An 11,575-nucleotide genomic window follows, 5' to 3' on the forward strand; every position below is an offset into this window, starting at 1 on the left:
AAGCTGGGTTTAGGGAGTATTACTTGTACATTTAGTATAAATGAAAATGTAATCGTTTTATCAATTGATTTGTGAGAAATGTGTGAATTTTAACGTTTTTGAAAACTACGTTCCTATCGATACGATTTGGCATAGATTTTTATGAATGCAAAAACTTTATAAGTTCTTCGTTTAATTCATCCGCTTGATCGATTGGGGAGCCGTGACCACTATTGGTGAGAGGATGTAACTGAGAATTTTTAATCCGCTTTTGCGTAAGTTCAGCGCTTTTGTATGGGATAAGTTGATCGTGAATACCGTGGAATATTTTTGTTGGCACGTTAATTTTACTTAAATCTTTCGTTACATCTTCATTTGCGGCTGCTTGCAATATTTTGATGAGAGCATAGGAAGCAGACTGCATACCGAGATAAGAAAACCATTCTAACGTAGCGGATCCTAAGTTTCTATTAAAAAATGATAAAGACACATCATTTAAAAATTTAGGTAGATTAGCATACATTTGATTAATGAGAGTATCTGCTTGTTCTTTTGGGACACCATAGGGAGATTCTTGATTTTTAACGAAAGAGGGGGAAACGGCATCGATTAATACAAGTTTAGAAATACGTTGACCATTATAGCGAGACATGTACCGAATGGAAAGAGCACCGCCTACTGAGAAACCGACTAATGTAGCATTTTCGACTTGAAGTGCTTCTAGGACAATGGCGATATCGTCTGCTAAACGATCGTATGTGTAACCAGTCCATGGTTTATCGGATTGCCCATTTCCGCGTATATCCATAGCGATGCAGCGGAAACCGTGCTGTGGTAATACGTTGAGCTGATATTGGTACATTTGATGATTTAAAGGCCAACCGTGAACGAAGAACACGGTTTTACTACTGGGACCGGGATTAACATCTTGCACAAAAATATGCACATCTTTCTCGACGGTAACAAACATGAATGAGCCTCCTATTCCTACGCCAGGAGCGTAGGTTTTCGTTCTATTAAGACACCAAACTTTCCTTCATTTTTTACCATTTATATAAAATCTCTCCCACATAATATACGTATTATTGTTTATAATTTTTATGATTACATATCGTCTGAAAGTATTAAAACGTTGGGATGATTTTCCTCAAATGTTCGATTTATCTTTGTTTGTATAAGAAAATCATTTATTATAATAAATGGTATTCTTCGAGATATTATGTTGAAGGGGTGTTGAAGTGAAAGAAAGTTTTCTATCATATAAAGAAGAAGAAAGGAATGCCAAAATCTTTTTGTGGGTGCTATACGTTATTGTTGTTTCATACCAAATTCTCTATGCAATCGTATTAGAAAATAAATCACTAACGGATAAGGGACATAGCATACTATGGCAAGTTATTTGCGGAACTGCAATACTCGGTGTAAATGTATATTTAATAAAAAAAGAGAAAGTGAATTTTGTGAAATATGCATGTGTATTTGCATACATAGGAATAGAAATTGCTAACATACTTTCGTATATGCTTTATAATGAGGCGGCATTTGATGGGGTAAATATAATAGAAATTATTCTCATCTTCTTTGTACCTATATTTTTAAATAAAAAATATTTTGTGTTTGTACTTTCAACTATTGTAGGGAAATATGTAATTTACTTATTTGTATTAAAGGAAGTAAAAGGATTTATGTACCTCATTATGTATACACTCATATTAATAGCGGCATATATCATTTTAAATCGATTTATACAATACCTTTCAGCAGTAAAGGAAAGTATTAAGATTGCTAGTGAATCACAAAAATTAGCAGTAATCGGAAAGATGGCAGCGACAGTGGGACATGAAATTAAAAATCCACTTGCTTCATTAAAAGGGTTTACGCAATTACAACGAGAGAAGCATGAAGAGGACCCTATTTATAAACAGATGATTTTTGAAATAGAAAATATGAATAATATGATAAGTGAATTGATGGAAGTTGCTACATGTAAACCCTCTATTTATAAAAAACATAATATAGGTGAAATTGCATTACAAGCAGTAGCAATTCTTCGAGAAAAAATGAATGAATCTACTGTCCAGCTTATGTCTAATATCGAAGAAAAGATAATAGAAGTTGAATGTGATGAGCGAAAAATAAGAGGGGTCTTTCTATATGTCATAAAAAATGCTCTGGAGGCGATGGAGCAAGGTGGCACATTAGAGTTACGATTAGAAAATAAAGGACAAGATTATGTAATGCTAAGTGTAATCGATAATGGTTACGGTATTAAGAAAGAAAATGTGGCTCGTGTTACAGAAGCTTTTTATACAACAAAACAAGATAAAATTGGTTTGGGACTTACGGTAGCAGATCGAATTGTCAACGAACACCTTGGTACGTTACATATTTCAAGTGAAAGAGATAAGGGAACGAGAATAGATATTATTCTTCCAAAAAAGTGTGGAAATAATGAAATACAAGTGGGAGAAAAGCTAGGAGTTACCATATGAATAAAGACGGTATATTTAAAAATGAAGAAATGAAGGCGCTGAAAATATATTTAAGTTTATTTTTCATTATATTTTTTGTATACGATCTTGCCTACGAATTTATTGTACCTTTAATAGGAGGAGAGCAAGAAGGAGTAGGACAATTTGAAGATGGTTTAGGTTTATGGCTTTATTTTCTGATGGTGTTTTTATTTTGCATTGGAATATACTTTATGAAATGGAAAAATCCATTTGCAGTAAAGTATATTATTCTAATTGGGTATAATCTATTAGATTTTATCCATAATATTATGATTTACTACGGTAGTGATGCTGAGTTTGATGGTGGGAATATAGTAGAAGGATTTTTTATTTTATTTGCCCCACTTTTTGTGAATAAAAGATATTTTTGGTTAGTTCCGAGCATACTTGTTGGAAAATATGCTCTTATAGGAATCATGATTCACTCATCACTCGTTTTAATCCCGATGGCATTATATAGCGTATTTACTATCATATGTTGGATTATGTTTTTAAGGTTCCAATCTTACGTTCGTACGTTTGAGATGATGAATAAAGAAATACAACAAACAGAAAAATTAGCAACTGTTGGGAAAATGGCTACAGTTATTGGTTCCAAAATTAAAAGACCTTTAGCTAATTTAGATAAATTTGTAAATAAGCAAGCGGTTAAATATCCAGAGGATAAAATATATAGTGATATTATGAAACAAGAAGTAGAACGAATTCATACAATCGCTACAGAACTTAGTGGATTTGAGAAATCTAAATCAATAGAATCAGAAGTTCATAATATAGAAGAAATTATCGCTTATGTTATTCGAGTTATGGGGAAGCCTGCTTTAAATCAAGGTGTGCACATACAAGGTATTTATAGTAAAGACATACCATCGATTACATGCGATGAAAAACGATTAAAACAAGTGTTTTTTAATCTAATTAAAAATGCGATTGAAGCAATGTCAGTTGGCGGAACGATTACGATTAAAGTGACTGTAGAAGATGCAATCATTGTTCAAGTTAAGGATGAAGGTTGCGGCATTCCAAAAGACAAAATCCCGAAGCTAAATGAAGCCTTTTACACAACAAAAGAAACGGGAACAGGTTTAGGTTTAGTAGTTACAGAAAAAATTATTAAAGATCACAACGGTAAAATAAGTTTTGAAAGTGAAGTTGGGGTTGGAACGACGGTGAAGGTTGTATTGCCGATATCATGAAAAGTTATTTTAAAAAGGGAGATCACTTATTTGAGAGTGAACTCCCTTTTTTTTGAATAAAAATTCAAAATTGTTCACACTATTAGTGCAGCATGTGAAAAAATCCAAAATATGGTTATTTTACAGTGAAAGTATATAATGAACTTGTCTGTTATTTGTTGACCCGAATCTTGGGTCTTTTTTGTGGAATAAATGGTTTTAAGTGTGGGTTATATGTCAGTGATTAGAAAAATAGAATATACAGCACTCGCAGTAATTCCAGGGTTAATATAAAGGGATATAGCATCTCCTCTCGAAACAAGGTTTCCAGTTGTAATACTAGTCCAAGTTACAGTAGCGGGACCTACTGCGGGAGTAGGATTAAATACTTGAATTTGTCCGGAACCAGTATCCGTCGGTTTAATGGAAAATACTATAGTTCCGGTAATTTTGTCTGTGGTAGTTAAAGTAATAGTAGTTAGAATGTAACTGGAAGTAGGAGCGGTGAGGTTTGTAGGGACATTCCTGCAAATATCAATTGTATAAACAGCAGCAGGTAAGTTATTTACATTTATAGACGCCGTAAAACCAACTATACTACCAGATCCAGCAGTGACATACGGAATAACATTGGAGTCAATTCCAGGAGATCCCGCTATACGTTGAAAACCAGCATTTGTTCCTTGAAACACAATACTTTTTGCTGAAGCACTACCAGCGGAGCCAGTGGGTCCAGTACTTCCAGTGATGCCGGTGGGTCCGGTGTTTCCGGTAGATCCGGTGTTTCCAGTAGGTCCAGTATTCCCGGTGGGTCCGGTGATGCCGGTGTTACCAGTGCTTCCAGTGGGTCCGGTGATGCCAGAAGGTCCAGTGATGCCGGTAGGTCCGGTGATGCCAGAAGGTCCAGTGATGCCAGAAGGTCCAGTGATGCCGGTAGGTCCGGTGCTTCCAGTGGGTCCAGTGTTCCCGTTAGATCCAGTAATCCCGGCAGGCCCAGTATTCCCGGTAGCTCCAGTAATACCAGTGGGTCCAGTAGGCCCACTTTCTACTAATACGATATAATCTGGAGATACATTAGGAAATCCTTGAGGTGCATCCTTTTTTACAACATAGCCGCTGCTCGTATAAGTAACAACTTGTCCGGCTTTATAGTTGGGAGCGGCTGCAAGACTAAAGGCGGTAGTACTTTGTAAGCCAGCTCCTGGACCCCCAGTAGCGCCGGTAGCTCCAGTGGGTCCAGTGATGCCGGTAGGTCCGGTGCTTCCAGTGGGTCCAGTATTCCCGTTAGAACCACTGGGGCGTCTGCCATCGCAACTAAAACAATTACGTGGGTACATGTATGTTCTCCTTTCTATATTTTGAAAATCTAGTTTTTAAAATAGAACTACTATATGTATATTAGGAATTCTATATTTTTGTGTGGTTGATTGTATTGTGTGTTTAGATTTTAACAGTAGGGTGAAAGTGTATTGTATATCGAATTTTTTCTATTTTAAGTTTAGTAAAAAGAGATAGCTAAATTAGCTATCTCTTTAAAAATTTATAACCACCATTTTTCCTGTGGAACCAAAGTAACATCCACTTCAAAATTCTCTTTAAACCAATCATACATCAATGTTTCTTTCACTAAATATTCAGAGGCAGAGTGTGATACACCGATGAGTGACATATTCGTTTCTTTTACGTAATCCATAATGAGCGAGTATTTCTGTTTACCGTAATTATTGTCGATATGGCAATGGATTTCCCCAGTAATATATGCTTCAGCACCTTTTGCTTCTGCTTGTTTCATGAGAGAAACGACATCGCCACATCCCGCAATAATTGCAATTTTTTTGATAGAATCATGTTGTTTACCTTCGAAGTCTGTATAAGGAATATGGAAGAGATTTTTTAGACGCTTTTGGAGTGCTTCTGTGGATGTTTCATCTATTTCACAAATAAGGCCAACTGGCTCTTGTTCTGGGCCTTCATATGCAAAGCCGTCAACTACGTGAGCATGTAAGACTTTTGCAATTGAAATGCTCGTTCCATGCGTTTGATGAATATCCATTGGTCCGTGACATGTATATATAGAAAGTTGTTTTTCTTTTATCGCTTGCAAATATTTTTCAGGTATTGGAATAAAACCACGACCTGATTTTCCAAGCGGATCACCGCATTCCATTACAAGTGGGTGGTGCATAAAAAGTAAATCACCAGATGTGGATTGTGAAATGAATGTTTCAAGAACGTCATTTGTAGGAAAAACAGCTAAAAATACTTTATTTACAGTTTCAGCTCCTCGTATCATAAGACCGTTAAATAGCTCAATAAAATTGGCTTCAAAAAAATTTTGCCATGGAAATGGGATAGGATCATATACGGCCGGGATAAATCGACTAAAGGCACTGTCTTTTCCGTATTTTTCTATTTCGAATAAATGATTGAGTGATTGTTCTATTTCTTTTAAAGTTGGCATGTTATCCTCCTTGAATTAATTAGATGTTTTTGTTTTTCATAGCAAAATAAGAAGCGGATAGAAAACAAATAAAACCTAAAATCCAACCAATAGAAGGAGTATAGGGAAATATATGGTGTAATACTATACCGCTAGAAATAAAAAAGCTACCGAGTAGACCTAGGAAGATGGGGTATCGTAGTAATTTGAGCATGAGTGATACAACCTCCTTTACTACATACATTGTATATTGTTCATAATTTTCTGTATATATCTTTTAAAAAAAATGATGGTACAATATATGAAGGATACGAGAAGAGAGGATGAAGATTAGAGTATGTACGTTACTGTAACAGAAGCAGCATATAAAAAGATTGTGGATACGATTCCAAATGAAGCGAAATATATAAAGTTATTTTACGATAATGAAGGTTGCGGTTGTGTAATGAGCGGAATTATCGATTTAGTAGCTGTAGCAGAAAAAGATGAGCGCGATGTGGATATTGAATCTAGCCAGTTTAGCTTTATCGCTGATCGTACAAAGCTTGTATTTATGGATGATAAGTTGACTGTCGATTGGCATGAAGGTGGAGGGACTTTTCAACTGAAGAGCCCGAGCCAATTTTATAATCCAAATATGAAGTTACATGTTCGAGTGTAGTAAAGGAAAGGTGGTTCCAAAATGTATTTTGGAACCACTTTTTTTATTGAATAAGCTGCTATTTTTGTCGTTTTTTGTTGATAAGTCGATATATTTAAAAAATCGCTGATATAATTCGAGTTGCGCTGATATATTCGAAAAATCGCCGATATAATCGGAGTTACGCTGATATATTCAGAAAATCGCCGATATAATTTCATGTACCAAAACGTTTCATACAATACAAAGGTTTTTTCACATAATGAAATGTACATATGATTGAATTTTATGTATAATCATATTTGCGGAGGGGATACGCATGAGAAGATGGGGAATTGAATTATTAATTTTAGCAGTCGTTATTATTTGGGGGATTAATTTTACGATTGCGAAATATGGACTTTTAGAATTTACAGCAATTGAGTTTACTGCACTTCGGATGATATCGGCGGCACCGCTTATGTTACTCCTTACATTTTTTATTGAAAAGTCGGTTTATATGGAGCGCAAGGATATACCTAGATTAATTATCGTTAGCGTTGTAGGTATTGTACTGTATCAAACGTTATTTATGGAAACTGTAAAATATACATCCGCTACAAATGCCTCTTTACTCATTTCTATTTCACCTATTTTTACAACTGTATTTGCGATTATCTTAAAACAAGAAAAGTTTTCTTCTCGAAAGCTTATCGGTTCAATCATTGCCTTTTGTGGTGCAGCCTTAGTTTTAGTAGCTGGGAATTCACTTGCTAGTTCTTTTTATGGAAATGGGATTGGACTCATTACATCAATATGCTGGGGGCTTTATCCTGTTTTAGCAAGCCCATTAATTAAAAAATATTCAGCGCTACGTGTTACCGCATGGTCAGCACTAGTTGGCGCGATTCCACTCTTGCTTTTAAGTGGACCATACGTATTTATAATGCCATTTCACATTACACATGGAATAACACTATTCGCTTTACTATATTCTATTTTCTTTGTAACAGTGTTCGGTTTAGTGATGTGGTATGTTGGTGTTCAAAAAATTGGAGCGTCACATACGATGGTATATATGTATATAACGCCACTTGTAGCTGTTTTATTTGCAGCTGTATGGGCAAATGAATATGTATCGTTTCAACAAATAATCGGTGGAATTATTATTTTCTTCGGTTTATGGTTTGTGAAATCGGAGAAAGTAAAAGTGCATTCTACTGCGGGGGAACCTATATCAAAATAGGAAAACAGATCACCTATGATCTGCTTTCCTATTTTTTTATTTTTGGTAAGAATATGAGAAATAAGATAGCAGTAACAAGAGGAATTAAGTTTAAAAATGGAATACGGAAGAGTGTGATAAGAATAATACCTGGAAGAAGGACACCGAGGACAGCGTAGAAAATACTATGGTTTTTCGTGTACCAATACAATGAAAGTCCAATAAGTGCAGGGATAATGAGGTGAATGAGAGCCATTAAAAAATAAATCATTAGACGCCCCCTTTATTTGTGTACTTATTACATCATATCCGTATGTTCATAGATTGATATCAATTTTTTCATAAATGGACGAAAAATGTTTGAAAAAACGTCACAAATTATGAAAATATGATGTTGGAAATCTTGTATAATATTATTTTCTAAAAACATTTAAACAACATAAACATTGTGTTTATGTTGTTTTTTAATTTGAGTGAAATGGGTTTAAGTAGTATGAACTTGAAAGAAGTCTTTCGTTGGATAGATAAAAATTACTGAAGAAGAGGAGAACAGCATGATTAGTATGTCGTTAAGGTCGTTTAAAATTCAATCGTATTATATACTAGGTTTTCTTTTGCTAGGCTGGATGGTAACACCGTTTTCAGCACATTTTTTAGGTGCAGGAATTGGACTTATTGTAAGTATGTATTGCGTGTGGCTTTTAGGGAGACGAATTGAGAAGCTTGGAGATAGTATCGTAAAGAAAACGAAAGCACCGACGCTCGGTATGTTTAATCGTTTTGCGGCTGCTATTTTGGGCGCTATTATTATGTACGAAATTGAGCACCATATGGTTATGTGGGCATTTGCAGTAGGGATTATGGGCGGTTATTTTTTAATCGTCGTTAACTTAGGTTATTATAGTATGAAAGATGAAAAGGAACTAACCAAAAGATAAAAAGCCTCTTTTTAGATGGAATAGAGGATCTAGCGAGGGATATATCCGTAAGTTATATGTGTAAAAATGAATTTACCCTGGAATAAAATAGTACAATAGGAAGCGAAACTTTTCATAAAATACAGGTTTCTGCTTCCAATAAGTTAACATAAAATCACGTAATAGTATGACTTTTATGTTCTTTAAAAAAGTTGGATATAATACAAAAAACTATTCCGATAATTAGAATAATATATTTTATTGTTTCGCTTGTATGCTCAAATACATTAACGTTAAGCATTACAAGTCCCCAAAACATTTGAATCGCTCCGTAACTGAATAAAATTTTTCCTGTACGAGAAAAATTTTTCATAAGCTTCACCCTTTCCTGTATATGTAAATTATAGCATAGGAAACTAAAAACGAATGATTATAAAATGAATTTTCTGTAATTTTATAGGTGACGGTAAGTGATTTATGAGCTAAGTCACTATATAAGATATAGAAAGAAGCTTACGTAAAAAACGTAAGCTTCTTTTTTATGTAAGTGTGTGTAACCGTTAAGCCGCATTGGGTTTTGTCGGTGAGTACGCGAAACTTTACGGTTACACGACACTTATTCATATGAGTAAAGGGTGATTCCAACAGAAAGTTTGTACTTAAGCGATTGGGCCGCCTAAGTTAATAATGTCTTCAGATACGCTGTCGAACTTTTTGAAGTTAGCTTTGAATTCATTTGCAAGTTCGATTGCTTTTGCTTTGTAAGCAGCTTTATCAGCCCAAGTTTGTTCAGGCATTAACACTTCGTCAGGTACACCTGGTACGTGAAGTGGAACTTCAAGACCGAAGATGTCATGTTTAGCTGTTTCAGTTTTCGCAAGTTCACCGTTTAATGCTGCTTGAATCATTGCACGAGTGTAACCTAAGTTCATACGTTTCCCAACGCCGTATTCGCCACCAGTCCAGCCAGTGTTTACTAAGAATACTTTCGCATCGTGTTTCTCGATTTTTTCACCAAGCATTTCAGCATAGCGAGATGCATCAAGTGGTAAGAATGGTGAACCGAAGCAAGTTGAGAATGTTGCTTGCGGAGATGTAACACCACGCTCTGTTCCTGCTAGTTTACTAGTGTAACCACTTAAGAAGTGGTACATAGCTTGTTCTTTTGATAACTTACTGATTGGAGGCAATACGCCAGATGCATCAGCAGTTAAGAAGATAATTGTATTTGGGTGTCCTGCAACACTTGGCAGTACGATATTGTCGATCGCATGCATAGGGTATGCAGCACGAGTATTTTCTGTTAAAGTAGTATCGTTATAGTCTGCGATACGCGTTTGTTCATTAATGATAACGTTTTCTAAAACGGATCCAAATGTGATTGCATCGAAAATTTGTGGTTCTTTCTCGTGAGAAAGGTTTACACATTTCGCGTAGCAACCGCCTTCAATATTGAATACACCGTTATCAGACCAACCGTGCTCATCATCACCGATTAATTTACGGTTTGGATCAGCAGATAATGTTGTTTTACCTGTTCCAGATAAACCGAAGAATAGTGCTACATCGCCTTCTTCACCTACGTTTGCAGAGCAATGCATAGAAAGAATATCTTGTTCAGGTAATAAGAAGTTCATAATAGAGAAGATTGATTTTTTCATTTCTCCAGCGTATTCTGTACCACCAATTAGTACGATACGTTTTTCGAATGAAACCATAATAAATGCTTCAGAGTTTGTGCCGTCAACAGCTGGATCAGCCTTGAAATTCGGTGCAGAAACAATTGTGAACTCTGATTCATGAGTTGTTAATTCTTCTTCAGTTGGACGAATGAATAATTGATGTACAAATAGATTGTGCCATGCATATTCATTAATAACTTGAATTGGTAGGCGGTAATTGCGGTCAGCGCCTGCAAATCCTTTGAAGACGAATAACTCTTCTTTCTCTTTTAAGTATTCTAAAACTTTCGTATATAATTTATTAAAATGTTCTTCAGAAATCGGTTGGTTCACTGCTCCCCAAGCAATTTTGTCAGCAACCGATGCTTCTTTCACAATAAATTTATCTTTAGGAGAACGTCCTGTATATTTTCCAGTTGAAGCAGAAACGGCACCAGTCGAAGTTAATTTCCCTTCATTTCGCATTAATACTTTTTCCACTAATTGCGGAACACTTAGTTGAATCTGTGCATTGCTTCCGTTCAATAATTCGTGTAAACCAATTTGGACATTCACAGTACTCATATTTATATACCATCCTTTTCATTTAATGAAATATTTCTCGTAATCCCCAACAAGAGTATAACACAATTATATAAATAATGTATACTATTTATTTCTTTTTGTTTGTGTGAATGCATTATTTCCTTATTAATATTTCATTTCAGGCGCACTGAGAAAAACTTTCAGGAAAATGTGAATATTAATTGACAAATGAATATCATTTCTTTAGTATAGGTTGGGACGGATACTCTCTTATCCCGAGCTGGCGGAGGGACAGGCCCGATGAAGCCCAGCAACCTCACTTGTATTGGTAAACACAAGTGAATAGGTGCTAAAACCTGTGCGAGGCTACAGGTCTCGAACGATAAGAGCGAAGGGCAAAAAGCAGTATGCAAGTAGCAAATTAAACCTTTCCTCTCTATTATGTAGGAAAGGTTTTTCTGTATGCTTGTGTGGGAGAATAAATGTATGTCGCAATCTGT

The 11,575-nt window shown here is 35.4% G+C and carries 12 protein-coding genes and 1 riboswitch; of the genes, 5 read left to right on the top strand and 7 right to left on the bottom strand.

Features of this window, described 5'->3' with window-relative positions:
* Positions 1-139 precede the first annotated feature (139 nt).
* Positions 140-949: an alpha/beta fold hydrolase gene (locus PDQ68_RS11210; RefSeq protein WP_016718737.1), complete on the bottom strand. Its 810-nt coding sequence runs from the start codon at positions 947-949 to the stop codon at positions 140-142.
* Positions 950-1,217: 268 nt separating this feature from the next.
* Here PDQ68_RS11210 and PDQ68_RS11215 point away from each other — a divergent pair, with 268 nt between their 5' ends.
* Both PDQ68_RS11215 and PDQ68_RS11220 read left to right on the top strand, forming a co-directional pair.
* The gene (locus PDQ68_RS11215; RefSeq protein WP_061183698.1) at positions 1,218-2,471 is read left to right on the top strand and encodes an ATP-binding protein; all 1,254 of its coding nucleotides are present in this window, start codon (positions 1,218-1,220) and stop codon (positions 2,469-2,471) included.
* Positions 2,468-3,688, top strand: coding sequence for an ATP-binding protein (locus tag PDQ68_RS11220; RefSeq protein ID WP_016718735.1), 1,221 nt, complete (start codon positions 2,468-2,470; stop codon positions 3,686-3,688). Before PDQ68_RS11215 ends, PDQ68_RS11220 begins: the two co-directional genes overlap by 4 nt.
* Before the next feature lie 209 nt (positions 3,689-3,897).
* On the opposite strand, the gene PDQ68_RS11225 is transcribed toward PDQ68_RS11220, so the two are convergent.
* The 3 genes from PDQ68_RS11225 to PDQ68_RS11235 form a co-directional block, all read right to left on the bottom strand.
* Complete coding sequence (locus PDQ68_RS11225) at positions 3,898-5,004, bottom strand: collagen-like domain-containing protein (protein ID WP_061183699.1); 1,107 nt, start codon at positions 5,002-5,004, stop codon at positions 3,898-3,900.
* A gap of 203 nt (positions 5,005-5,207) precedes the next feature.
* A complete protein-coding gene (locus PDQ68_RS11230; protein ID WP_016718732.1) occupies positions 5,208-6,128 on the bottom strand; it encodes a Nif3-like dinuclear metal center hexameric protein in 921 nt (306 codons plus the stop codon).
* Positions 6,129-6,147: 19 nt separating this feature from the next.
* Positions 6,148-6,351: a hypothetical protein gene (locus tag PDQ68_RS11235; protein ID WP_074567776.1), complete on the bottom strand. Its 204-nt coding sequence runs from the start codon at positions 6,349-6,351 to the stop codon at positions 6,148-6,150.
* A gap of 93 nt (positions 6,352-6,444) precedes the next feature.
* On the opposite strand from PDQ68_RS11235, the gene PDQ68_RS11240 reads away from it, so the two are divergent.
* Positions 6,445-6,768 (top strand): iron-sulfur cluster biosynthesis family protein, encoded by a 324-nt coding sequence (locus PDQ68_RS11240; protein ID WP_000289577.1) that lies wholly within the window; start codon positions 6,445-6,447, stop codon positions 6,766-6,768.
* 298 nt (positions 6,769-7,066) lie between these two features.
* On the top strand, positions 7,067-7,972 hold the full coding sequence (locus PDQ68_RS11245) for a DMT family transporter (RefSeq protein WP_001255401.1): 906 nt from the start codon (positions 7,067-7,069) through the stop codon (positions 7,970-7,972).
* 28 nt (positions 7,973-8,000) lie between these two features.
* Here the strand turns inward: PDQ68_RS11245 and PDQ68_RS11250 are convergent, their stop codons facing one another.
* Positions 8,001-8,222, bottom strand: a complete 222-nt coding sequence (locus PDQ68_RS11250; RefSeq protein WP_000639044.1) for a hypothetical protein — start codon at positions 8,220-8,222, stop codon at positions 8,001-8,003.
* Between the two features lie 283 nt (positions 8,223-8,505).
* On the opposite strand from PDQ68_RS11250, the gene PDQ68_RS11255 reads away from it, so the two are divergent.
* Positions 8,506-8,889, top strand: coding sequence for an ATP synthase subunit I (locus PDQ68_RS11255; RefSeq protein WP_000624920.1), 384 nt, complete (start codon positions 8,506-8,508; stop codon positions 8,887-8,889).
* Positions 8,890-9,043: 154 nt separating this feature from the next.
* On the opposite strand, the gene PDQ68_RS11260 is transcribed toward PDQ68_RS11255, so the two are convergent.
* Both PDQ68_RS11260 and pckA read right to left on the bottom strand, forming a co-directional pair.
* Positions 9,044-9,241 carry a hypothetical protein gene (locus tag PDQ68_RS11260; RefSeq protein ID WP_014893464.1) on the bottom strand — a complete coding sequence of 66 codons (198 nt, stop codon included), beginning with the start codon at positions 9,239-9,241 and terminating at the stop codon, positions 9,044-9,046.
* Positions 9,242-9,527: 286 nt separating this feature from the next.
* The gene (pckA, locus tag PDQ68_RS11265) at positions 9,528-11,114 is read right to left on the bottom strand and encodes a phosphoenolpyruvate carboxykinase (ATP) (protein ID WP_048551204.1); all 1,587 of its coding nucleotides are present in this window, start codon (positions 11,112-11,114) and stop codon (positions 9,528-9,530) included.
* Positions 11,115-11,342: 228 nt separating this feature from the next.
* A riboswitch (SAM riboswitch) is annotated at positions 11,343-11,464 on the top strand.
* Positions 11,465-11,575: the final 111 nt, after the last annotated feature.

Origin of the sequence: Bacillus cereus group sp. Bc010, assembly GCF_027716745.1 — a bacterium.
Lineage (GTDB): Bacteria > Bacillota > Bacilli > Bacillales > Bacillaceae_G > Bacillus_A > Bacillus_A pacificus.